The organism is Streptomyces sp. NPDC001717, from assembly GCF_042892775.1.
Classification (GTDB): domain Bacteria; phylum Actinomycetota; class Actinomycetes; order Streptomycetales; family Streptomycetaceae; genus Streptomyces.
In genome coordinates this window covers 842,563-864,473 of sequence record NZ_JBIAUK010000001.1, presented here as the reverse complement: position 1 = coordinate 864,473, position 21,911 = coordinate 842,563, and the positions used below count along the sequence as shown (strand labels likewise).

21 protein-coding genes and 2 tRNA genes are annotated in these 21,911 nt (G+C 71.4%); 10 read left to right on the top strand and 13 right to left on the bottom strand.

Annotated features, from left to right (window positions below; genetic code table 11):
* The first annotated feature begins 3 nt into the window (after positions 1-3).
* From ACFYZL_RS04135 to ACFYZL_RS04120, 4 genes are all read left to right on the top strand, one after another.
* Positions 4-717 (top strand): M50 family metallopeptidase, encoded by a 714-nt coding sequence (locus tag ACFYZL_RS04135; protein ID WP_384751801.1) that lies wholly within the window; start codon positions 4-6, stop codon positions 715-717.
* Positions 718-781: 64 nt separating this feature from the next.
* Positions 782-2,143 carry a 3-phosphoshikimate 1-carboxyvinyltransferase gene (gene aroA / locus ACFYZL_RS04130; protein WP_384751803.1) on the top strand — a complete coding sequence of 454 codons (1,362 nt, stop codon included), beginning with the start codon at positions 782-784 and terminating at the stop codon, positions 2,141-2,143.
* A 10-nt stretch (positions 2,144-2,153) separates the two neighbouring features.
* Positions 2,154-3,164 (top strand): ribosome small subunit-dependent GTPase A, encoded by a 1,011-nt coding sequence (gene rsgA, locus ACFYZL_RS04125; protein WP_376659129.1) that lies wholly within the window; start codon positions 2,154-2,156, stop codon positions 3,162-3,164.
* 97 nt (positions 3,165-3,261) lie between these two features.
* The gene (locus tag ACFYZL_RS04120; protein WP_366678933.1) at positions 3,262-3,585 is read left to right on the top strand and encodes a multidrug efflux SMR transporter; all 324 of its coding nucleotides are present in this window, start codon (positions 3,262-3,264) and stop codon (positions 3,583-3,585) included.
* On the opposite strand, the gene ACFYZL_RS04115 is transcribed toward ACFYZL_RS04120, so the two are convergent.
* On the bottom strand, positions 3,551-4,090 hold the full coding sequence (locus ACFYZL_RS04115) for a TetR/AcrR family transcriptional regulator (protein WP_384751806.1): 540 nt from the start codon (positions 4,088-4,090) through the stop codon (positions 3,551-3,553). The two genes, ACFYZL_RS04120 and ACFYZL_RS04115, sit on opposite strands and share 35 nt — an antisense overlap.
* A gap of 124 nt (positions 4,091-4,214) precedes the next feature.
* Here ACFYZL_RS04115 and hisN point away from each other — a divergent pair, with 124 nt between their 5' ends.
* From hisN to ACFYZL_RS04100, 3 genes are all read left to right on the top strand, one after another.
* Complete coding sequence (gene hisN, locus ACFYZL_RS04110; protein WP_384751809.1) at positions 4,215-5,018, top strand: histidinol-phosphatase; 804 nt, start codon at positions 4,215-4,217, stop codon at positions 5,016-5,018.
* 133 nt (positions 5,019-5,151) lie between these two features.
* Positions 5,152-5,547, top strand: coding sequence for a cyclic nucleotide-binding/CBS domain-containing protein (locus ACFYZL_RS04105; protein WP_384751812.1), 396 nt, complete (start codon positions 5,152-5,154; stop codon positions 5,545-5,547).
* Between the two features lie 165 nt (positions 5,548-5,712).
* A complete protein-coding gene (locus tag ACFYZL_RS04100; RefSeq protein WP_384751815.1) occupies positions 5,713-6,129 on the top strand; it encodes a Fur family transcriptional regulator in 417 nt (138 codons plus the stop codon).
* A gap of 115 nt (positions 6,130-6,244) precedes the next feature.
* On the opposite strand, the gene ACFYZL_RS04095 is transcribed toward ACFYZL_RS04100, so the two are convergent.
* The 4 genes from ACFYZL_RS04095 to ACFYZL_RS04080 form a co-directional block, all read right to left on the bottom strand.
* Positions 6,245-6,318 (bottom strand) — tRNA-Met (locus ACFYZL_RS04095).
* A gap of 119 nt (positions 6,319-6,437) precedes the next feature.
* Positions 6,438-8,309: a sel1 repeat family protein gene (locus ACFYZL_RS04090; protein ID WP_384757828.1), complete on the bottom strand. Its 1,872-nt coding sequence runs from the start codon at positions 8,307-8,309 to the stop codon at positions 6,438-6,440.
* Between the two features lie 215 nt (positions 8,310-8,524).
* Positions 8,525-8,598: transfer RNA gene (locus ACFYZL_RS04085), tRNA-Met, on the bottom strand.
* Between the two features lie 63 nt (positions 8,599-8,661).
* Positions 8,662-11,544 carry a UPF0182 family protein gene (locus tag ACFYZL_RS04080; protein WP_384757830.1) on the bottom strand — a complete coding sequence of 961 codons (2,883 nt, stop codon included), beginning with the start codon at positions 11,542-11,544 and terminating at the stop codon, positions 8,662-8,664.
* Between the two features lie 130 nt (positions 11,545-11,674).
* Between ACFYZL_RS04080 and ACFYZL_RS04075 the strand changes: the two genes are divergently transcribed.
* The gene (locus ACFYZL_RS04075; protein WP_384757825.1) at positions 11,675-12,244 is read left to right on the top strand and encodes a PPA1309 family protein; all 570 of its coding nucleotides are present in this window, start codon (positions 11,675-11,677) and stop codon (positions 12,242-12,244) included.
* A gap of 13 nt (positions 12,245-12,257) precedes the next feature.
* Here the strand turns inward: ACFYZL_RS04075 and ACFYZL_RS04070 are convergent, their stop codons facing one another.
* The 4 genes from ACFYZL_RS04070 to ACFYZL_RS04055 all read right to left on the bottom strand — a co-directional run bounded on the left by ACFYZL_RS04070 (position 12,258) and on the right by ACFYZL_RS04055 (position 15,676).
* Positions 12,258-13,349 (bottom strand): PDZ domain-containing protein, encoded by a 1,092-nt coding sequence (locus ACFYZL_RS04070; protein ID WP_384757822.1) that lies wholly within the window; start codon positions 13,347-13,349, stop codon positions 12,258-12,260.
* A 79-nt stretch (positions 13,350-13,428) separates the two neighbouring features.
* A complete protein-coding gene (locus ACFYZL_RS04065) occupies positions 13,429-13,626 on the bottom strand; it encodes a hypothetical protein (RefSeq protein ID WP_384589556.1) in 198 nt (65 codons plus the stop codon).
* Between the two features lie 147 nt (positions 13,627-13,773).
* Positions 13,774-14,235: a molybdenum cofactor biosynthesis protein MoaE gene (locus ACFYZL_RS04060; RefSeq protein WP_384757820.1), complete on the bottom strand. Its 462-nt coding sequence runs from the start codon at positions 14,233-14,235 to the stop codon at positions 13,774-13,776.
* 286 nt (positions 14,236-14,521) lie between these two features.
* The gene (locus ACFYZL_RS04055; RefSeq protein WP_384752988.1) at positions 14,522-15,676 is read right to left on the bottom strand and encodes an SDR family oxidoreductase; all 1,155 of its coding nucleotides are present in this window, start codon (positions 15,674-15,676) and stop codon (positions 14,522-14,524) included.
* A gap of 192 nt (positions 15,677-15,868) precedes the next feature.
* On the opposite strand from ACFYZL_RS04055, the gene ACFYZL_RS04050 reads away from it, so the two are divergent.
* Positions 15,869-17,272 (top strand): zinc-dependent metalloprotease, encoded by a 1,404-nt coding sequence (locus ACFYZL_RS04050; protein ID WP_384752991.1) that lies wholly within the window; start codon positions 15,869-15,871, stop codon positions 17,270-17,272.
* Entirely contained in the window at positions 17,269-17,799 is a 531-nt protein-coding gene (locus tag ACFYZL_RS04045; RefSeq protein WP_384752994.1) for an NUDIX hydrolase, read from the top strand. The genes ACFYZL_RS04050 and ACFYZL_RS04045 overlap by 4 nt, the downstream gene beginning before the upstream one ends.
* Before the next feature lie 67 nt (positions 17,800-17,866).
* On the opposite strand, the gene ACFYZL_RS04040 is transcribed toward ACFYZL_RS04045, so the two are convergent.
* The 4 genes from ACFYZL_RS04040 to ACFYZL_RS04025 all read right to left on the bottom strand — a co-directional run bounded on the left by ACFYZL_RS04040 (position 17,867) and on the right by ACFYZL_RS04025 (position 21,744).
* The gene (locus ACFYZL_RS04040) at positions 17,867-18,622 is read right to left on the bottom strand and encodes an AIM24 family protein (RefSeq protein WP_384752997.1); all 756 of its coding nucleotides are present in this window, start codon (positions 18,620-18,622) and stop codon (positions 17,867-17,869) included.
* 17 nt (positions 18,623-18,639) lie between these two features.
* Positions 18,640-19,320 carry an AIM24 family protein gene (locus ACFYZL_RS04035; RefSeq protein ID WP_384589610.1) on the bottom strand — a complete coding sequence of 227 codons (681 nt, stop codon included), beginning with the start codon at positions 19,318-19,320 and terminating at the stop codon, positions 18,640-18,642.
* Positions 19,321-19,340: 20 nt separating this feature from the next.
* Complete coding sequence (locus tag ACFYZL_RS04030; protein WP_388675739.1) at positions 19,341-21,029, bottom strand: TerD family protein; 1,689 nt, start codon at positions 21,027-21,029, stop codon at positions 19,341-19,343.
* A 118-nt stretch (positions 21,030-21,147) separates the two neighbouring features.
* Positions 21,148-21,744: a M48 family metallopeptidase gene (locus ACFYZL_RS04025; protein WP_384589576.1), complete on the bottom strand. Its 597-nt coding sequence runs from the start codon at positions 21,742-21,744 to the stop codon at positions 21,148-21,150.
* Positions 21,745-21,911 lie beyond the last annotated feature (167 nt).

Here is a 21,911-nt window from a genome sequence, read left to right as displayed (position 1 = left end):
TTCATGGACAGCAGCACGATGGCCGGTCTGTGGGACCGGCTCACGGGTATACAGACGGCGCCCGACCAGTGGCTGGTCATCGCGACCGGAGTGGTCGCCCTGGTCGCCGTGGGCTACGGACCGGTGTGGCGGGTGCTGCGCAACGCCGTGACCATCGCCCACGAGGGCGGCCACGGGCTGCTGGCCAAGCTGACCGGGCGCCGCCTCGACGGGATACGGCTGCACTCCGACACCAGCGGGGTCACCCTCAGCTACGGCAAGCCGACCGGCGTCGGCATGGTCCTGACCGCGGCGAGCGGGTACACGGCGCCGTCGCTGCTCGGGCTCGGCGGGGCGCTGCTGCTGTCCGCCCACCGGATCACGCTGCTGCTGTGGGTGGCGACCGCCCTGCTGGCGGTGATGCTGGTGAAGATCCGCAACGCCTACGGGGTGCTGACGGTGGTGCTGACCGGCGCCACGTTCGTGCTGGTGTCGTGGCTGGCCCCGGCCGAGGTGCAGGCCGCGTTCGCGTACGGGGTGGTGTGGTTCCTGCTGATGGGCGGGGTCCGGCCGGTGTTCGAGCTGGGGGCCAAGCGCCGGCACGGGGGCGCGCCCGATTCGGACGCGGACCAACTGGGGCGGCTGACGCATCTGCATCCGGTGGTGTGGCTGCTCTTCTTCCACGTCGTCGCGCTGTGTTCGCTCACCGGCGGCGGGCGCTGGCTTCTCGGCCTCTGAGACGGTCCGGCCACGGTGCCGTGATCAAGATCCGGGGGCTTCGCGAGCCACTAAAGTGGGGGCCATGACCGAGACCCCCGCGCTTCCCGCCCTCTGGCCCGCTCCGCTCGCGGAAACGGCCGTCCACGCCACCGTCACGGTGCCGGGGTCCAAATCCGTCACCAACCGTGCCCTGGTCCTGGCCGCGCTGGCCGCCGAGCCTGGCTGGGTGCGCCGCCCGCTGCGCTCGCGCGACTCCCAGCTGATGTCGGACGCGCTGCGCGCCATGGGCGTGGGCATCGAGGAGACGGTCTCCTCCAGCTCCGCGGGCGACGGTGCCGGCGGCGAGGCCTGGCGCATCATCCCGGCGGCCCTGCACGGCCCGACCACCGTGGACGTCGGCAACGCGGGCACGGTCATGCGCTTCCTGCCGCCCGTGGCGACCCTCGCCGACGGGGACATCCGCTTCGACGGCGACCCGCGCTCCTACGAGCGTCCGCTCGGCCAGGTCATCACCGCCCTGCGCACGCTCGGCGCCCGCATCGACGACGACGGCCGGGGCGCGCTGCCGATGACCGTCCAGGGCGGCGGGGCCCTGGAGGGCGGCACGGTGGAGATCGACGCCTCCAACTCCTCGCAGTTCGTGTCGGCGCTGCTGCTCTCCGCGCCGCGCTTCAACCAGGGCGTCGAGGTCCGCCACGTGGGCGGCAACCTGCCGTCGATGCCGCACATCCGGATGACGGTGGAGATGCTGCGCGCCGCGGGCGCCCAGGTCGACACCCCCGAGGCGGGCGGCGAGAAGGACGTGTGGCGGGTCGCCCCCGGCGCGCTGCTCGGCCGCGACATGGTCGTCGAGCCGGACCTCTCCAACGCCCAGCCGTTCATGGCCGCGGCCCTGATCACCGGCGGCACGGTCACCATCCCGGACTGGCCGCGCCGCACCACGCAGCCCGGCGACGAACTGCGCCGCATCTTCACGGAGATGGGCGGCTCCTGCGAGCTGACCGACGAGGGCCTGGTCTTCACCGGCAGCGGCAAGATCCACGGCATCGACGTGGACCTGAGCGAGGTCGGCGAGCTCACCCCGGGCATCGCGGCGGTCGCCGCGCTGGCGGACTCGGAGTCGGTGCTGCGCGGGGTCGCGCACCTGCGGCTGCACGAGACGGACCGGCTGGCCGCGCTGACCAAGGAGATCAACGGCCTCGGCGGCGACGTCACCGAGACCGAGGACGGTCTGCACATCCGCCCGCGCAAGCTGCGCGGCGGTGTCTTCCACACGTACGACGACCACCGGATGGCCACCGCGGGCGCGGTGATCGGCCTGGCCGTCGCGGGTGTGGAGATCGAGAACGTGGCGACGACCGCGAAGACCCTGCCGGACTTCCCGAAGATGTGGGCCGACATGCTCGGTCAAGCTCCGCGAGGCGCGACGGGAGCGGGAGCGTAGGGGCCCCGTCATGCGCAGGTACGGCAAGCACACCGACGAGGACGACATCCGCCAGCGCCCGAACCCCAAGGGCAACCGGGCCAGGACGAACATCCGGCCCAAGCACGAGGACGCCTCGGAGGGTTTCGTCCTCACCGTGGACCGCGGCCGGCTGACCTGCCTGGTCGAGGACCGCACGGTCACCGCCATGAAGGCCCGTGAGCTGGGTCGCAAGGCGGCGGTGGTGGGCGACCGGGTGTCACTCGTCGGCGATCTGTCCGGCAAGAAGGACACCCTCGCGCGGATCGTGCGGATCCAGGAGCGCAAGTCCGTCCTGCGGCGCACGGCGGACGACGACGACCCGTACGAGCGGGTGGTCGTCGCCAACGCCGACCAGCTGGCCATCGTCACGGCCCTGGCCGATCCGGAGCCGCGGCCCCGGATGATCGACCGCTGCCTGGTCGCGGCGTACGACGCCGGGCTGGAGCCGCTGCTGGTGCTCACCAAGTCCGATCTGACCTCCGCGGACAAGATCCTGGAGATCTATTCGACGCTGGGTCTGAACTACGTCGTCACCAACCGCGAGGAACTCGCGACGGGCGATGCCGCCGAACGGGTCCGCGAGCGGCTGGCCGGCCGGATCACCGCTTTCGTCGGGCATTCGGGCGTCGGCAAGACCACCCTGGTGAACTCCCTGGTCGCCGAGGGCCGCCAGCGCGCCACCGGGCACGTCAACGCGGTGACCGGTCGGGGCCGGCACACCACCACCTCCGCGCTCGCGCTGCCGCTGCCCTCCGGGGACGGCTGGGTCATCGACACCCCCGGTGTGCGTTCCTTCGGCCTGCACCACGTGGACCCGTCCCGGGTGATCCTGGCCTTCCCGGACCTGGTTCCGGGTACGGAGGAGTGCCCGCGCGCGTGCAGTCACGACGAGCAGGACTGCGCGCTCGACAAGTGGGTGGAGGACGGTCACGCGGATCCGGCGCGGCTGTATTCGCTGCGACGGCTGCTGGAGACGCGGGAGCGGCGCGAAGGCGACTGACCCGGCGGGGTTTGCCGTGTTTCCGCAACGGCACGACCGGTAAATGCATAATCGCACCAAGTGACGCGACGTCACGTGACGCGGGGAGGCATTCGCCATGGCGTGGCTGCTGGTCGTGGTCGCCGGACTCCTGGAGACCGGTTTCGCGGTGTGCCTCAAGCTGTCCCACGGGTTCACCCGGCTGTGGCCCACGATCGCCTTCGCCTGTTTCGCGCTCGGCAGCTTCGGCCTGTTGACCCTCGCGCTGAAGAAGCTGGACGTGGGCCCGGCGTACGCGGTGTGGACGGGCATCGGCGCGGCCGGTACCGCCATCTACGGGATGGTCTTCCTCGGCGACCTGGTCTCCACCCTCAAGCTGGTCTCGATCACCCTGGTCATCCTCGGGGTCATCGGGTTGCAGCTCTCCGGCTCCGCGCACTGAGCAGGGCGAGCAGTTCGGCCGCCCCCGGCTCCTCCTCCGGGGCCACCACGTAGGAGAGGGCGAGGCGTACGGCGAGTTCGCACCGCCGGACGTCCTCGTGGGGCATGAGCGCCGCCGCGGCCCGGTCGCGCACCGCCCGGGTCAGCTCACCGGGCCCGGGCGCACGGCCCGGCGCGGGCAGGTCCGGGTCCCAGAACCCGGTCAGCAGGGCCCGTACGAGGGGATGCGCACGGGCCGCCCGTAAGGTCCACTCCGCGACCGCGGCGAGCCGGTCCGCCGTCGCGCCCGGGGCGGCGAGGGCCCGGTCCACGCCGTCGAGGTACCGGTCGGCCTCCAGCCGGACCAGGGCCCGGCCCAGGCCCCCCTTGCCGCCGAACTCGTTGTAGAGGCTCTGCCGGGACACCCCGGCCGCGGCGGCGACCTCGACCATCTTCACGGCCGGCCACGGGCGCGCGGCGAGGGCCGCTCCCGCCGCCTCCAGCAGGGACTCCCGGGCCGCCGGCATCGTCGCCTCCCCCGTTTGGCTCTTCAGCCAGAGTTGACGGGGCGACAGATCCTGTCAAGGGCGCGCGCCGGCCGCACTGTGGACCTCGTTCGCAGGGGCGCGGCGGCCCCGATACTGTTCGGGCATGCCCCGGTATGACGATGACCTGCGCCTTGCCCTCGAGCTCGCCGACGCTGCGGACGCCACCACGATGGAGCGGTTCCGCGCCCTCGACCTGAAGGTCGAGACGAAGCCGGACATGACCCCGGTGAGCGAGGCGGACAAGGCCGCCGAGGAGGTCGTCCGGGCCGGCATCGAGGCCGCGCGGCCCGCCGACGCGATCCTGGGCGAGGAGTACGGCCTCAAGGGCAGCGGCCCGCGGCGCTGGGTCGTGGACCCGATCGACGGCACGAAGAACTACGTGCGCGGGGTGCCCGTCTGGGCGACCCTGATCTCCCTGATGGAGGAGGGCGCCGACGGGGTGTTCCGCCCGGTCGTCGGCGTGGTGTCCGCACCGGCGCTGGGACGCCGTTGGTGGGCCTCGAAGGGGGGCGGCGCCTTCGCGGGCGGCGCGCTCGGCGAGACGACCCGGATCGGCGTGTCCAAGGTGGCGGGGCTGGGCGACGCCTCGTTCGCGTATTCCTCGCTGAGCGGCTGGGAGGAGCAGGGCCGGCTCGAAGGCTTCCTGGACCTGACCCGGGCGTGCTGGCGCACGCGCGCCTACGGCGACTTCTGGCCGTACATGATGGTCGCGGAGGGTTCGCTGGACCTGTGCGCCGAGCCGGAGCTGAACCTGTGGGACATGGCCGCCATCGCGGCGGTGGTCGAGGAGGCCGGTGGCCGCTTCACCAGCCTGGACGGCGTGGACGGGGTGCACGGCGGGAACGCCGTGGCGTCGAACGGGCTGCTGCACCAGGAGATGCTGGACCGGCTGCGTCCGCGCGCCTGAGCGTGCCCCCTTGATGACCCTGCGTTGTCGTGGGAATGTGAGAATCCTCCGCTTGTGCGCTTGTGAATCCTTTCTCTAGGGTTCCGGCGCACCCCACCCAGGCGGAGGGACTCACCAGGAGGTGGCTCTCTTCATGCTCGTCCGCGACGCCATGAGCACCGTGATCCTCACCCTCGGACCCGCCCACACCCTCCGACAGGCAGCCTGCCTGATGTCCGGCCGGCGCATCGGCGCGGCCGTAGTCCTCGACCCCGACCACAGCGGAATCGGCATCCTGACCGAACGCGACATCCTCAACTCGATCGGCGCGGGACACGACCCCGACCGGGAGACCGTGAGCGCGCACACCACCAACAACGTGGTGTTCTGCACCCCCGACGCCACCTTGCAGGAAGCCGCCGAGGCGATGGCCCACGGCGGATTCCGGCATCTGATCGTGCTGGAAAACGGCGGCCCGGTGGGCATCGTGTCCGTGCGGGACGTCATCAGGTGCTGGACACCCGGCCGGCGGAGCACGGTTCCCGCCTGACGCGAACGACGCCGGGCCGGAACCCCGAGAGGGGCTCTCGGCCCGGCACCTCGCGCCCCCACCCGCCCCCGACCCCAGATTGGACATCGTCCAATTCGAGCAGAGGTCCAAGATCGCAGCGCTTCGGGAGTTACACCGGGTCACCTCACTGTTAGGCTGACGTCCATGAGTGACCTGCTGGAACGACTCCGCGGACGCGGCTGGCGCATGACGGCGCAGCGGCGTGTCGTGGCCGAGGTGCTCGACGGTGACCACGTGCACCTGACGGCCGACGAGGTGCACGCGCGCGCCGTGGCCAAATTGCCCGAGATCTCCCGGGCCACCGTCTACAACACGCTGGGCGAGCTGGTCACCCTCGGCGAGGTCCTGGAAGTCGCCACCGACCGCCGCGCCAAGCGGTACGACCCGAACGCCCACCGGCCGCACCAGCACCTGGTCTGCGCCCAGTGCGGCGCCATCCGCGACGTCCACCCGTCGGGCAACCCGCTGGCCGACCTGCCGGACACGGAGCGCTTCGGCTTCGTCGTGTCGGCGGTCGAGGTGACGTACCGCGGGATCTGCCCGAACTGCGCGGGCGCCTGAACCACACGGTGAAAGGCCCGGACCCACGGGGTCCGGGCCTTTCCCGGCTTCCCGCCTTGGCATACGAAAACGACTCAGGGCCCGGATCCATTGGATCCGGGCCCTGAGCCTTCAGTAGCGGGGACAGGATTTGAACCTGCGACCTCTGGGTTATGAGCCCAGCGAGCTACCGAGCTGCTCCACCCCGCGTCGGTAAACACGACTTTACGTGAGGCCACCCGGCAGATGCAAATCCGTTAACCGCGCCGATGGCGAACCGGCCCCGGCCGGGCGGAAGGCCGGGCAGAACCAGCCCCGCCGACGACGGGTCACGCCGAGAGTTCCTCCGCCAACGCCTCCCGGAGCCGCGCCGCCCGCTCCGAAACCTCCGCCGGGCCCAGCTCCATCGCCCGGACGCACCACTTCTGACCCTCCGCGAGGTCCCCGTGCCGGGCCGCCAGGAGGCCCAGCCGCAGCGCGGCCCGGCCGTGGCCCGCCACCGCCGCCCGGGTCCACCACAGCGCGGCCTCCGGCTCGCTCCCCTCACGGGCCAGCAGCAGCCCGAGGTTGAACGCCCCGTTGCGGGAGCCGGCCTCCGCCGCCTCCCGGTACCACCGCGCCGCCACGTCCGCGTCACCGCGGGCGGAGGCCAGCATGCCCACCCGCACCTGCGCCCGGCGGTGGCCCAGCTCCGCGGCCCGCTCGTACCACTCCTCGCTCTCGGTCCGCGCGGACCCGCCCACCGGCTCGCCCAGCGCCACCGGCTCCGGCGGCGGGGCCAGCGACTCCAGCAGCGCCGCCAGCCGGAAGGCCGCCTCCGCGCTGCCGCCGCCCGCCGCGCACCGCAGGTGCCGTTCCGCGGCCCGCTCCTCGCCGTCCCGCACCAGGGCGATCCCGACCTGGAGCGCCGCGTCCGTGTGGCCGGCCGACGCGGCCCGCTCGTACCACTTCAGCGCCGTGCGGTCCTCGTCCCGGCTGGCGAAGAGGATCCCGAGGTTGAAGGCGGCGTCGACGCTGCCCGCTTCGGCCGCCTTCGAGAACCACGGCTCCGCGCCCGCCGCGTCGCCGCCCTGGAGCAGCAGGATGGCGAGCGCGTTGGCGGCCTCGCGGTGCCCGGCGTAGGCCGCGCGCCGGTACCACTGCTCGGCCTGCGCGGTCCGGTCCTGCGCCACGCACAGCAAAGCAAGGTTGTACGCCCCGTTTTGGTCGCCCGCGTCCATGGCCGTCCGGTACCAGCGTTCCGCGGTCTCGGTCTCGCCGCGGGCGGCGTGCAGCGCTCCCAGCGCGTTGGCGGCGTTGCCGTCGCCGTCCTGCGCGGCACGGTGCCACCACGCGGCCGCGCTGTCCTCGTCGCCGGCGTCGCGCAGCAGGAAGCCGAGCGCGCACGCGGCCCGGGCCTCGCCCTGCTTGGCGGAGGTCAGGTACCAGCGGCCCGCCTCCTTGAGCTCCCCGCGGGCCTCCAGCAGCGCGCCCAGGTGCAGCGCGGCACGCCGGTGTCCGCGCGCGGCGGCCTGCCGGTACCACTGCTCGGCCTCCGCAGGGTCGCCCTTGCGCAGGTGCCGGGCCAGCCGGTACGCGGCCTCGCGGTGGCCCTGTTCGGCGGCGGCGCGGAACCACCGCTCGACCCCCTTGTCCCCGCGGTGCTCCAGCAGGTCGGCCAGTCCGTACGCGCCCAGCGCGTGGCCGGATTCCGCCGCCTGCCGCATCCAGTACTCGGCGGCGGGCTCGTCGCCGCGCTCGCGGAAGTGACGGCCCAGGGCGTGCGCGGCGGGCGCGGATCCGGCGACGGCCGCGACCCGCCACCACCCGGCGGCCTCGTCCGGGTAGCCCCGCTGGTGCAGCAGTACGCCGAGGTTGTTCGCGGCGGCCCGGTCCCCCTCGCCGGTGGCGCCGCGCAGGTAGGGCTCGGCCCCGTCCAGGTCGCCGCGGCGCAGGAGCAGCGCCCCGAGCACGCTCATGGCGCCCGGGTCCCCCTTGTCGGCGGCGACCCGGTGCCGGGCCTCCAACTCTGCGTCACTCGCGGCGTCGACCTCCCCGAACACGTCCTCCGCGCTGTGCCTGTCCAAGAACTCCGCATCGGTCTGCGCGGTCAACGCATCGGCGGCCCGAGCCGCCCCCTTGGCCCCCGTGGCCGGTTCGGCTTCCGCCCTCGCAATCCGCCCTGTCTCCAGCAGAGTTGGCCTGTCCCCCATGAATCCCATCGTCGCATCACCTGCTACCCGCGTACACCTGGTATGTCGCAGCCAGTGAGGTCACTACAGCGTTTTGTCGACATGCCCACAGACCGCTAAGTCAAACACGGTCCTGCCCCAACTCACCCGCCCCAGCTACCGCGTGTCCATCCCCGTACATATCCGGGGCATATCCCGGACATGACGAAGGCCCGGATCCATCGGATCCGGGCCTTCGTCTTCAGTAGCGGGGACAGGATTTGAACCTGCGACCTCTGGGTTATGAGCCCAGCGAGCTACCGAGCTGCTCCACCCCGCGTCGGTGAAACCACAGTATCACGACGCGGGACGAAGCCGTTACTCCTTGATCACGAGCCGCCCGTCACTGCCCGGCCGGCTTGGGTGCCGTCAGCTTCGCCTCCGCGTCGACCGCCCGCTTCAGTGCCGCCTTGATCTCGTCCTGCGCCTTGCCGAAGGCGGCCCAGTCACCGGCCTGCCTGGCCTTCTCGGCGTCGTCGATCGCCTTCTGCGCGTCGGCGAGCGCCGCCTTGACCGTCGGGTCCTGACCGGTGGTGGTCGGCGGCTGCTCCACGGTGCCGTCGCCCGGGGTGGTCTTCGGAGGCGTCGCCGCCTCGGCCCCGAACACCACGTTCAGCGCCTTCTCCAGCGTGTCCTCGAAGGCGGTCTGGTCCCCGTAGGTCACCAGGACCTTCTTCAGCAGCGGGTACTTGAGGCCGCCGCCGCGCACGTAGACCGGCTCGACGTAGAGCATTCCCTTGTCGAGCGGGACCGTGAGCAGGTTGCCGTACTCCACCTGGGAATCGCCGCGGCTCAGGATGTTGATCTCCTGGGCGATCTCCGGCTTGGAGTTGAACCTCGCCTGGACGAGCTTGGGACCGTCCACCGGGTTCGCGGTGGGCGTCTTCAGCAGCTGGATCTTGCCGTAGTCGGCCGTGGTGGGATCTGCGTTGACCGCCATGAAGGCGCTCAGGTTGTCCCGGCCGTTCGGCGTGAGCGTGGTGGTGAGCGAGAAGGCCTGGTTGGGATCCTTCTGACCCGGCATCTTCATGGAGAGGTAGTACGGCGGAACCGCCGTCCCCGCCTTGGTGGTCGGGTCGTCCGGCACCGCCCAGACCTCGCTGCCGCTGAGGAAGGTCTGCGGGTCGGTGACGTGGTACCGGGTCAGCAGCTCGCGCTGGACCTTGAAGAGGTCCTGCGGGTAGCGCAGGTGCTCCATCAGGGCCGGCGAGATCTCCTTCTTGTCCTTCACCGTCCCGGGGAAGGCCTTCATCCAGGTCTTGAGGACCGGGTCCTTCTGGTCCCACTGGTACAGCTTCACCGTGCCGTCGTAGGCGTCGACGGTGGCCTTCACCGAGTTCCGGATGTAGTTGACCTGGTTCTCCTGGGCGACCACGGCGCGCTGGGAGTTGGTCAGCGAGTCCGTCGTGCTGTCCCCGAGCCGGGTGCGGGAGGCGTAGGGGTAGCCGTTGGTGGTGGTGTAGGCGTCCACGATCCACTGGACCCGGCCGTCGATCACCGCCGGGTAGACGGCTCCGTCGATGGTCAGCCACGGGGCGACCGCCTCGACCCGCTCCTTGGGCGTGCGGTTGTAGAGGATCTTCGAACCGTCGCCGATGGCCCCGGAGTAGAGGATCTGCGGCTCGCTGAAGGCCAGGGCGTACGCGGCCCGGTTGACCGGGTTGTCGAGCTTGACCCCGCTGTTGCCCTCGTAGGTGGTCTCCTTCTCACCCGCGTCGTTGGCGTAGTCGAGCTCCTTCTGCGGTCCGCCGACGATCGAGTACTGCTTCGTCTGCTCGCCGTAGTAGATCCGCTGCTCGTACTTCCCGAGGTCGCCCGTCGAGGGGAGGCCTGACTCGGTGAACGAGGGCTGGCCTCCCGGAGTGACCTCGGTGCCCTTGGCCGCGACCACGCCGTACCCGTGGGTGTAACGGAAGTGGTCGTTGATCCAGTTGTTCTTCGGGACGCCCGCGAGGTTGATCTCGCGGAGCCCGATGACCGTGTCCTGGCCCTTGTACCGGTCGACCGCCAGCGTGGCCGGGAAGCCGTAGTAGCCCTTGTTCTGCTGGAGCTGCTGGAAGGCCGGGGAGACGATGTTGGGGTCGAGGAGGCGGATGCTCGCCGTGGTGTTGGCCTCCTGGCGGAGCACCTTCTTGTCGGCCTTCGGGTCCGGCAGGCCCGCGTACTCCGTGACGGACGCGTCGGCGACCCCGTAGGCGTCGCGGGTGGCCTTGATGTTCTTCTGGACGTACGGGGATTCCTTGGCCTGCTCGTTCGGCTGGACCTGGAACTTCTGCACGATCGCCGGGTAGAGCCCGCCGATCAGGATCGCCGAGAGCACCATCAGGCCGAAGCCGATCACCGGCAGCTGCCAGGTGCGGCGCCACAGCGTCGCGAAGAACAGCAGCGCGCAGATCGCGGCGATGGCGACGAGGATCGTCTTCGCCGGCAGGTAGGCGTTCGCGTCGACGTACCGCAGGCCCGTCCAGTTGTCGGCGGCCTTGAAGTCACTGGACTTCACCGCCAGCCCGTACCGGTCGAGCCAGTACGCGACGGCCTTGAGGCCGACGAAGAGGCCGAGCAGCACCGACAGGTGCCCGGTCGCGGCGGCGGTGGCCCGGGCGCCCGGGCTGGTCACGCGCAGTCCGCCGTACAGGTAGTGCACGACGGCCGCGGCGATCACCGACAGCACGACCGCGGCGAAGCCGAAGCCGAGCAGGAAGCGGTACCAGGGCAGGTCGAAGGTGTAGAAGGACACGTCCATGTGGAACTGGGGGTCCTTCGTGCCGAAGGGCACCCCGTTCACGTACATGAGCCAGGTCTTCCACTGACCGGCCGCGGAGGCACCCGCGATCAGGCCGACGAGCACGGCGATGCCGAGGAGCAGCCACTTCTTGTACGGGGCGATGCTCATCCGGTAACGGTCGAGGCTCTGCTGCTCCATCGACATCGCGCTGAGCGGCGGCCGCAGCCGGTGCGCCAGCCAGATGTTGAAGCCCACGGCCCCGGCCATCAGCAGACCGAAGACGGCGAAGAGACCGATCTTGGTCCACAGGGTGGTGGTGAAGACGGTCGTGTACTTCACGGAGCGGAACCAGAGCCAGTCCGTCCAGAAGCCCGCGAACATGATGAAGAGCATGGCCAGGACGGCCAGCACGCCCAGGGTCATGAGCAGAGTCCGGGCTCGCCGGGAGGGGCGGCCGACTCTCATCCGTGGCCCGGAAGGGCCTCCGCCGCGGTCCGGCATCTGGAAAGCCAAGGTCCACACCTCGAAAGTCGCTGAGTCTGGTATTAACGGGGCCCCCGATCGTAGAGCCCACTCTTGCAACTTACTGAGGCTTTAGTCAGTTCCCGGTATCCGCCGGAAAGGAGGCAGGATGTTGTCCATGTCCAACGTTTCGCCTTCCCCCGGCACGCCGATGGCGGCCAGTCCGCTCACCCGTGCCTGTCTCGAGATCGACGAGTACGCGGCGGGCCTCGGCTGGGACCAGCCCGCGCGGCTGTTCGCCCTCGTCGACACCGCCAAGCTCAAGAAGCAGGAGCCGCGTCTGGCGAGCCAGCTCGGTCTCGACCAGGATGACGCCGGCAACACCTCCCTCACCCCGATCGAGCAGGACAAGCTGCCGGTCGGGACCCCCCTCGACAAGTTCCTGGGCACCGTCGCCTGGCCCGACGCGGTCGTCGGGTGCGCCCTGACGGTGGAGCGGCTCATGCTGCCGCCGTCCGCGGAGGCCTCCGTACCGGAGGGGCTGAGCGACAAGCAGCTGTCGAAGTGGGTCGCCGGTCACCCGGAGCGGCAGGAGGTGCGCCTCACGGTGGCCGTGCTGCGTGACGGCACCCGCGAGTCGGCCGTACGCCTGCGGGAGAAGGACTCCTCGACCGAGGTCCTCACCGGCGGCGGACTGGTGCCGGGGCTGGCGGAGGCGCTGGCGGCGACCTTCTCCTGAGCCGCGGAGGGGGTCAGGACCTGGCGGCGCACTGCGGCAGCCCGGCCTTGTCCCCCTTGCGGATCTTCTCCAGTGCCTTCGTGGCGTCGTCGATGGTGGACACCTTCACGAGCGTCAGGCCGTCGGGCACGCTCTTGGCGGCCGACGCGCAGTTCTCGGCGGGCGTCAGGAAGTACTCGGCGCCCGCCTTGCGGGCCCCGATGGTCTTCATCTGGATGCCGCCGATGGGGCCGACCTTGCCCGTGTCGTCGATGGTGCCCGTGCCGGCGACGAACTTCCCGCCGGTGAGGTCCTCGGGGGTCAGCTTGTCGACGATGCCGAGGGCGAACATCAGGCCGGCGCTCGGGCCGCCGACGTCGGCGAGCTTGATGTCGATCGTGAACGGGAAGGTGTGGTCGGTGCCGGCCCGGATGCCGACGATGGCGTGACCGTCGCCCTCCGCCTTGCCGGCCGTGATGACGACCTTGGTGGAGCCGCCGGGCTCGCGGTTGGCCTTGGCGGCCTCGGCCGCTTCCGCGGCGGGCACGATGGTGAACTCGACCGGGTCGCCCGGCTTGTGCTTGGTGACGAACTTGGCCACGTCCTCGGGCGCGGTGACCGGGGTGCCGTCCACGGCCTTGATCACGTCACCGGCGTGCAGCTTGCCGTCGGAGGGGCTGTCCTTGACGACCGAGGCGACGATCACGCGGGCGGTGACCGGGATGCCGAGCTCCTTCAGGGCCGCCACTTTGGCGCTCTGCTGGGACTGGCTGAACTCCTCGGCGTTCTCCTGCGTGGACTGCTCGTCCGTCTTGCCGTCGGGGTACAGGTTCTCGTGCGGTACGACGATGTTGTCGCCGGCCAGCCAGCCGTAGACCGCTTCCAGCAGGTTCATGTCGTAGTCCGCGCCGGTGACACGGACCGTGGTCATGTTGAGGTGGCCGCTGGTCGGGTACGTCTTGCGCCCCGAGATGTTGAGGACGGGCTCGCCGTGCGAGTCCCCGAGCGTGTTCACGGTCGGCCCGGGACTCATCTCCGAGTACGGGACCTTGATGAACACCCCTGCGCAGAGCAGCGCGAACAACACGAGCGTGGAGGCGAGCATCGTCGCGGTGCGGCGTGGCATGGATCCGACAGTACGGGACGGCCCTGTGAAGCGGCTCCCGGGGCCGGTCCGGAAGGGGCCCGAGCACGCGCGGGACGCGTCAGACGGCGTCGGAACCGGAGTGTGCTTCCGCCTTCACCCTGGCCGGATCGGGCTTGCCCATGGCCTCGCGGAACCGCGCGTAGCCGGCGAGCTCGGATATGTCGCCTTGCGTACGGTCGCGCGCCGCCCAGCTGCCCCATATGCCCGCGCCGATCGCGGCGAACAGCGGAATCAGCAACCACGCCAGAGATGCCATGGGCGTGTCTCCCTACCCCGAAAGTACGTGCCGTTGTGGTGGCTTCAACGCTCGTGCCCGTGGGGGGGTTACGCAAATCGAGGGCGTGTTGCGCGGCCGAACGGGTGCGAGGGTACCCCCTTCCGGGGGCAATGCCGCCGGCGGGGGTCAGCAGGCGCCGACCCACTCCTCGGAGCCGTCGGAGAACGTCTGGTGCTTCCAGATCGGGACCTCGTGCTTGAGGTCGTCGATGAGCATCCGGCAGGCGTCGAAGGCCTCGCCGCGGTGCGGACAGGACACGGCGACGACGACCGCCAGGTCGCCGACGGAGAGGTCGCCGATGCGGTGCACGGCGGCCAGGGCGCGGACCGGGTACTTGGCCACGACGCGCTCGGCGACGCGGCGCATCTCGGCCTGGGCGGTCGGGTGGCAGGAGTAGCCGAGGGACTCGACGTCGGCTCCGCCGTCGTGGTTGCGCACCGTGCCGACGAAGAGCGTCGTACCGCCCGTCGCGTCGTCGCCGACGGCCTGGAAGACCTCGTCGATCGAGAGCGGGGTGTCACGGATCTCGAGCAGCCGGATGGGGTCCGGAGCGGCCTGCTCGCCGGGGTGGTCGAAGTGCGGTGCCATGCCTTCATCGTGCCCTAGCCGCCGACCCGGCGGAATAGCCGAATCGCCCGTCCCCCGCCCCTCACCTTGGGATCCTCCTACAGGAGCCGATCCAGCCCGCAGGTGTTCGCAGCGCGGGCCGATCCAGCCCGCAGGTGTTCACGGCGCCGGCCGATCCAGCCCGCAGGTCTTCGCAGCGCCGGCCGATCCAGCCCCGCCGGCGTTTGAGGCGCGGGGTCCGGGGCGGAGCCCCGGAAAGCCCGGGCGCAGCCCGGGGCCCCGCCACCCGGCCCGGGAGGGCGGCGGCTCAGAGCCCCCGCCGCCTCCGCGCCGCGCGGACCACCGCGGCCGCACCCAGCAGCGCGACCGTCGCACCGGCGGCACCCGCGGCGGTGGCGTCCTTGCGGCCCAGCCGCCGCCCCGCGACGGTGTGGCGTCCCGCGACCTCCTGGAGGAGCTCGGCCAGCACCTCCTCGTTCGTCCACCGCGGCCGCCACCCCGCCGCGTGCAGCCCGCTGACGCTGACCACCCACGGGTGCATCGTGTACGCGAGGTCTCCGGCCGGGGACGGCGTGAGCCCGATCCGGTGCAGCCTGGCCGCCGCGCCCAGCGCGACCGCGGAGGGGAGCTCCATGCGGCGGATGCCGCTCAGCTCCTCGACCTCCTCCTGCTCCAGCCAGCCCTCGCAGCCCACCGCCAGCTCGCCCTCGACCTTCTCCAGGGCCGCGTACTCCAGCGCGCTGACCAGGTCCTCGACGTGGCAGAACTGCCAGGTCGGCCGGGAGCCGGCCACCACCAGCAGGCGCGGGGACTCGAAGTACCGGGTCAGCGCGGTGTCCGTACCGCCGACGAGGACGGCCGGGCGGACCACGGTCACGTTCAGCCCGGGGTGCGCGCGCGGCGCCCGCCGCCCCAGCCGCTCGATCTCCAGCAGGTCGCCGACACCGGTCGCCTCGGCCGTGGCCCGCAGCTCGGAGTCCTCCGAGAGCGGGATGTCGTTGTCCGGCAGGGCCCCGTAGACCATCGCCGAGGTGCACAGCACGACCCGGTGCACCCCGGCCGCTGCCGCGGCCGTCAGCACGGTCTGGGTGCCGCGCACGTTGTACGCCGTACGGGCCGCCGGGTCGGTCTCCAGGTCGAGGTCCAGCGCGAGGTGGACGACCACGTCGGCGCCGCGCAGCTTCTCGGCGATCGCGGGGTCCCGTACGTCCAGGACGTGCCACTGCGCGGTCGCGCAGTCGCCCCGCCGCTCGTCGATCGCGACGACCTGCTTGACCTCGTCGGACTCGGCCAGCCGGCTCACCAGGGCGGCGCCCACGCCGGTCGCGGCACCGGTCACCGCGATCACGGGGCCGCGCAGGGCCGGGTTACGCGGCTGGCGAACACCATCGGCGCTGTCGCCCGGCTCAGGGCGATTTTCCGGGCTGGGCTTGTCCAAAGCGTGCGGATCCGGGGAACTCACCAGGCGTCTCCAGCGGTTGTCTTCAGTAGGGACGCGCCGTGACGCGTACCTACCAGGTGATGTCCATCCTGCCGCAGCCCAGGAGTCGGCGGAGCACCGAGCCCGCAAGCGGCTCGGGTGTCTACGCTGGGTGGTGTTGTCGGACCATTGCCCGTCGGCACCCGCCGGCGGCCCTACGAGCCGAGGAAACCCGTGAGCGACACCCCATTCGGATTCGGCCTTCCGCCGGAGGAGCCGGACAACGGCGACGAGGGCAAGAAGAAGGGCAATCAGGGCGGTCAGGGCGGCCCGAATCCGTTCGGGTTCCCGGGCATGGGCCTGCCCGGCGGCGCCGGCGGCCAGGGCGGCGCGGACAATCCGTTCGCCGCGATGTTCGGTTCGATGAACCCCAATGACCTGGGCGCGGCCTTCCAGCAGCTCGGCCAGATGCTGAGCTACGAGGGCGGTCCCGTGAACTGGGACATGGCCAAGGACATCGCCCGCCAGACCGTGTCGCAGGGCACGTCGGACGGTGTGAAGGACGTGAGCGTCGGTATCGCCGAGAAGTCGGCCGTCGAGGAGGCCGTGCGCCTCGCCGACCACTGGCTGGACGGCGCGACCTCGCTGCCCTCGGGCGCGACCACCGCCGTGGCGTGGAGCCGTGCCGAGTGGGTCGAGGCGACCCTCCCGGTGTGGAAGGAACTCGTGGACCCGGTCGCCGAGCGGGTCGGCGCGGCCATGGGCGGCGTGCTTCCCGAGGAGATGCAGGCCATGGCGGGCCCGCTGCTCGGGATGATGCGTTCCATGGGCGGCGCCATGTTCGGCCAGCAGATCGGGCAGGCCGTGGGCGTGCTCGCGGGCGAGGTCGTCGGCTCCACCGACATCGGGCTGCCCCTGGGCCCGGCCGGAAAGGCCGCGCTGCTGCCGCTGAACATCGAGAGCTTCGGCAAGGACCTGGGCGTCCCCTCGGACGAGGTACGGCTGTACCTGGCGCTGCGCGAGGCGGCGCACGCACGGCTGTTCGCGCACGTGCCGTGGCTGCGCTCGCACCTGTTCGGTGCGATCGAGGGCTACGCCCGCGGCATCAAGGTCGACACCTCCAAGATGGAGGAAATGGTCGGCCAGCTCGACCCGTCGAATCCGGAGCAGCTCCAGGAGGCGCTCCAGGGCGGCATGTTCCAGCCGCAGGACACCCCCGAGCAGAAGGCCGCCCTGGCCCGCCTGGAGACGGCACTCGCGCTGGTCGAGGGCTGGGTGGACGCGGTCGTGCACGAGGCGGCGAAGCCCCGTCTGACCTCGGCGGACGCGATGCGCGAGACCATGCGCCGGCGGCGCGCCTCGGGCGGTCCGGCGGAGCAGACCTTCGCGACGCTGATCGGCCTGGAGCTGCGTCCGCGCCGGCTGCGGGACGCCTCGCGGCTGTGGGCCTCGCTCACCGACGCCCGCGGGGTGGACGGGCGCGACGGGCTGTGGGAGCACCCGGACATGCTGCCGACGGCGTCCGACCTGGACGACCCGGACGGCTTCGTGCACCGCGAGCAGATGGACTTCTCGGAGCTGGACAAGATGCTCGGCGAGGCCGCGGAGAAGCGCGACGAGGACGGCGGCGAGAAGTGAGCCTGCACGAAGACGCGGTCCTCGTGCTGAAGGAGTACGAAGGCCAGCCCGAGCTGCGGGACGTCTACCTGGAGCACCTCGCCGCCCACGAGGACGGGGTCTACAAGCCCTGCCGGGCCGGGCACGTCACCGGCAGCGCCCTGGTGATCGACCCGGTGGGCGGCCGGGTCCTGCTGACCCTGCACAAGAAGCTGGGCATGTGGCTGCAGATGGGCGGCCACTGCGAGCCCGGCGACGAGACCCTGGCCGGGGTGGCGCTGCGCGAGGCCGTCGAGGAGTCGGGGATTCCGTCCGGGCTGAGCCTGCTGCCCGGCGGGCCGGTGCGGCTGGACCGGCATGCGATCCCGGCGCCCTGCAACTGGCACCTGGACGTGCAGTACGCGGCGCTGGCCCCGGCCGGTGCGGAGGCGGAGATCAGCGACGAGTCCCTGGACCTGCGCTGGTTCCCGTACGAGGAGGTGCCGGCGGTGGCCGACGCCTCGGTCGTGCGGCTGCTGGAGGCGACCTTGGCGCGGCTCGGCGGCTGAGTCGCGGATGTGACGGAGGGGCGGTCCCCGCTGGGACCGCCCCTCCGTCGTGACCACCGGCTCGCGGCTAGTTCCAGGCGTTGTTCTGGTTCTGCGCGTGCGCGCCGTGCTGGCCCATGCCGTACTGGGCGGCGATGCCCTGGCCGAGCTGGGCGTTCTGCGGCGGCAGCACCTCGCTGGGCTGGACCAGCGCGAAGCCGGTGCCCAGGAAGCTGAGCTCCCAGCCCTCGCCGGTGTTGCCGCGGCGCCGCCAGACGCCGGTGGAGTGCGTCTGGGCCTGCATCTGCACGCGCAGCGAGGTGGACCAGGCGACGATGGCGTCCGCGTCGGCGTTGACGTACTTGTCCGGGGTGACCTGCATCATCAGCGGCTGACCGGAGGTCATCAGGGCGACCTTGCCGCGGCCGGTGATGTTGAGCTGGTACTTGCCGGTGCCGGAGACCCCGTACTGGCTGTCCACCGCGATGGCCTCGGTGTGCAGCGTGGAGTCCATGGCCAGCACGTAGCCGCTGTCGACGGTGAGGCCGTCCTGGTCCACGTCCACGACGTGCACGTACTGGGCGAGGTTGGCCAGGTAGACCGTGCCCTGCCCGGAGCAGCGCATCAGGTCCAGGCCCTCGCCGGTGCGGGCGCGGGCGGTGCGCTGGGTGGTGCTCTGGTACTCGCCGTCGAAGTCGACGATGCCCTGGTAGGCGACCATGGCGCCCTTGCGGGCGAGCACGTCGTCGTGGCCGGTCAGCGTGACCCGCAGCAGCTGCGGGTTCTGGACGGCGTACCGCTCCTGGGACTGCGCCTCGGCGTGGGCGAAAAGTGAGCTCTGCATGATGTGCCTTTCCCCCCTCAGCCCCGGGCCCGGAGCCGGTCGGTGCTGTCCTCGCTGGGCTGTACGACGACGATGCCCTGGCCGGAGAAGGCCAACTGGTAGGCCTCCCCGCTGCCCCGGCCGATCAGGGACGAGGCCTTGAAGCTGCGCTTGCCCTTGACCTTCAGGTTCGGGGACCAGGCGACGAGCGCGTCGGGGTCGACGTACGTCTCGTCCTCGCCGCGGCCGCAGTCGACCACGATCGGGGTGCCGCGGGAGGTGATGGCGACCCAGCCGGTGCCGGAGATCCCCACGTTGAACAGGCCCTGGCCGGCGAACTTGGCGATGCCCTTGACCCGCTCGACGCCCCACTGGAGGTGGGCGTCGAAGGCGAGCAGGTTGGTGCCGTTGACGGAGAGGGCGTCGTTGTTGAGGTTGATGACGACGACGTCCGCGCCGTAGTCGGCGAGGTAGAGCAGGCCGTCGCCGGTGCACTTCATGAGCGGTGCGCCTTCGCCGGTGAGCCACTGCGAGGCCATCTGGCGGACGGCCGGCGGGTTGGGCTCGTACTGGACGAAGCCCTCGTAGGCGACCATCGAGCCCGTGCGGGCGAAGAGGTCCTGGCCGCTCTGCATGGCGACCTTGAGCATGGCCTTGCCGTGGTTCTCCATGCGGGCCGTGACGGGGGTCGGGGCGTAGCCCGCGAGCTGCTGGTTCATTGCGTTCATGTCGGGCTCCCTCAGACCTCGTACGGCTGGACGACGATGAAGTTGCCGGGAGCGCCGCGGAACTGGAGGTTCACGGTCTCCCCGCTGTGGCCGGGGTAGGCGTTGCGCCGGAGCCGGACCTGGCTGGAGATGATCACCTGGGAGGCGGCCGACCACGCCACGATGGCGTTGCTGTCCGCGAAGGTGGTCGGGGTGACGGGCAGGACGACCGGGACGCCGTGCGTCTTGACGATCACGGTGCCGGAGCCCTGGAACTGCATGGTGAACAGGGCGCCGCCGGGGATGCCGTGGCCCTCGATGCGGCGGACCTCGTGCTGGAGCGACTCGTCGAAGGCGAGGACGTTCTCGGCGGAGACGCAGATCGCGTCGCCCTGGAGTTCGATCGCGTGGAGGTGGGCGCCGTTCTCCGCGAGGAAGACCTGGCCGCGGCCGGTGCAGCGCATGAGCTGCATCTCCTGGCCGGTGGCGTTGCCGACGATGCGGCCGGCGAAGCCCGCTCCCTTGTAGCTGAAGTCGACCTTGCCCTGGTACAGGACCATGCTGCCCTGGCGGGCGAGGACGGCCTGGCCGCCCATGCTGAGGTCGACCCGCATGAGCTGCTGGTTCTGCGGGGTCCAGCGGGTGCCCGTGGGGGCTTCCTTGTACGGCTGGAGGGCGGCGGCGAGGCCTGCCCCCGCGGCCGGGGCGGCCTGCTGGGGGTAGCCGGGCTGCTGCGGATAGCCGGGCTGCTGACCGTACGCGGGGGGCTGGCCGGGTACCTGGCCGTACGCGGGCGGCTGCTGGCCGACCGGGTGGCCGTACGACGGCTGCTGGCCGTAGCCCTGCTGGGGCGGCTGGCCGTAGGGCGCGGGGGCCGGGCCGGGCGGCGGCGGGACCTGTCCGTACGGCTGCTGCTGGGGCGGCTGGCCGTAGGGCGCGGGCGTGGGCTGCGCCGGGGGCGCCGGGACCAGCGGCGCGGCCATCGTGGGCGCGCTGTGCTGCGGGTACGCCTGCGGGGCGGGGGCCGGCGCGCCGGGGACCTGGCCGCCGTAGGAGGGCGCGGGGGCCGGGGCCTGCGGGGCGTGTGCCTGCGGGGCGGGGGCGCCGAAGGCGGGGGCCGGGGCGGCCGCCTGCGGCGGCGCGGCGAATCCGGGCGTGGCCGGGGCCTGGGCCGGGGCCTGCTGCGGTTCCTCTTCGGCGACCTCGCCGCCGAAGTTCTTCAGCAGCGCCTCGAGTCCGCCGTCGAAGCCCTGGCCGACGGCCGCGAAGCGCCAGACGTCCTTGAGGTAGAAGTCGCCGAGCATGACGGCCCGCTCGGTGCTGAACTCCGAGCCGGTGAACGAGTACCGGACGACCTCTTCGCCGCCCGCCACGATCCGGATGTAGCCGGGGCCGATCTGCGACATCTGTCCGGCGCCGTCGATGGTGGCGGTGAAGGACAGCTTGTGGATGTGCGCCGGGATGCGGTCCAGGGTCACCCGGAAGGATTCCGCGTCGCCGGACTGCGCGCCGAGCAGCTGGATGGACTCCTCCGGCGACTTCGGCTGGTTGAAGAAGACGAAGTAACGGTCGTCCGACAGCTGTTCGTTGGCGTCGAGGCCGAAGCAGCTGATGTCGAAGGTGAGTCCGGGTCCGGAGATCTGGACGCCCACGTACAGGTCCGTGCCCGCCGTCAGATCACTGATCTTGGCCTTGTGGCCTCGTTGGAATTCCCTGGCCATACGTAACGACCGTCCCCCATCCCGACTGTGAATACGTGCCGCTCAGGCTAACGGCAACTTCCGACATCCGGCCAAGCCGGTACCGACCCGGTACATATCACGCCGCGCCGTTCGGGACCTATTCGTCGCGGGCGGCGGGGACCTTCGGCAGCCGCTCCGCCGCGACGACCCCCTCCAGGTATCCGCGGGCCCGTTCGGTCTTCGGGTAGGCCTCCAGCAGCTCCCAGAAGCGGGGGCCGTGGCCGGGGACCAGGAGGTGGGCGAGCTCGTGCAGGAGCACGTAGTCGACCACGTACTCCGGCATTCCCTGGAGGCGGTGCGAGAGCCGGATGCTGCCCTCGGCCGGCGTGCAGGAACCCCAGCGGGTGTTCTGGTTGGTGACCCAGCGGACCGAGCGCGGGCGGGCGCGGCCGCCGAAGTACTGCTCGGACAGACGCTCGGCGCGCTCGCCCAGTTCCGCGTCGCCGAAGGTGCGTTTGCCCTCCTGGGCGGCGAGCTTGTCGAGCATGACGCCCACCCAGCGCCGCTCCTCCGCCTCGGACATCCGGGCAGGGATGAGGACGACCGTACGGTCACCCTCGCGGTAGGCGGATACGGTCCTGCGGCGGCGCGCGCTCCGGCGGACTTCCACGGCTCGCTGCGTTGGGTCGGCGGACACGCCACGACGGTACCCGGTGGGCGTGGTGGAAGTCCCGCTCGTCCAGGGTTCGAACATGATCGATTCACGGCGGGTCCGCGGAACATCCCTTTTCTCCATCTCATATGCCTAATACCTCTCGCCTGTGGACAAATTTCTGCACGGAATTCGGCGGGCGGGCACTGTTGCGGAAGTGGCCGCGGAAGACGCGGAAAGCGGGGTCGGATCGGGGTCGGTATCCCGAT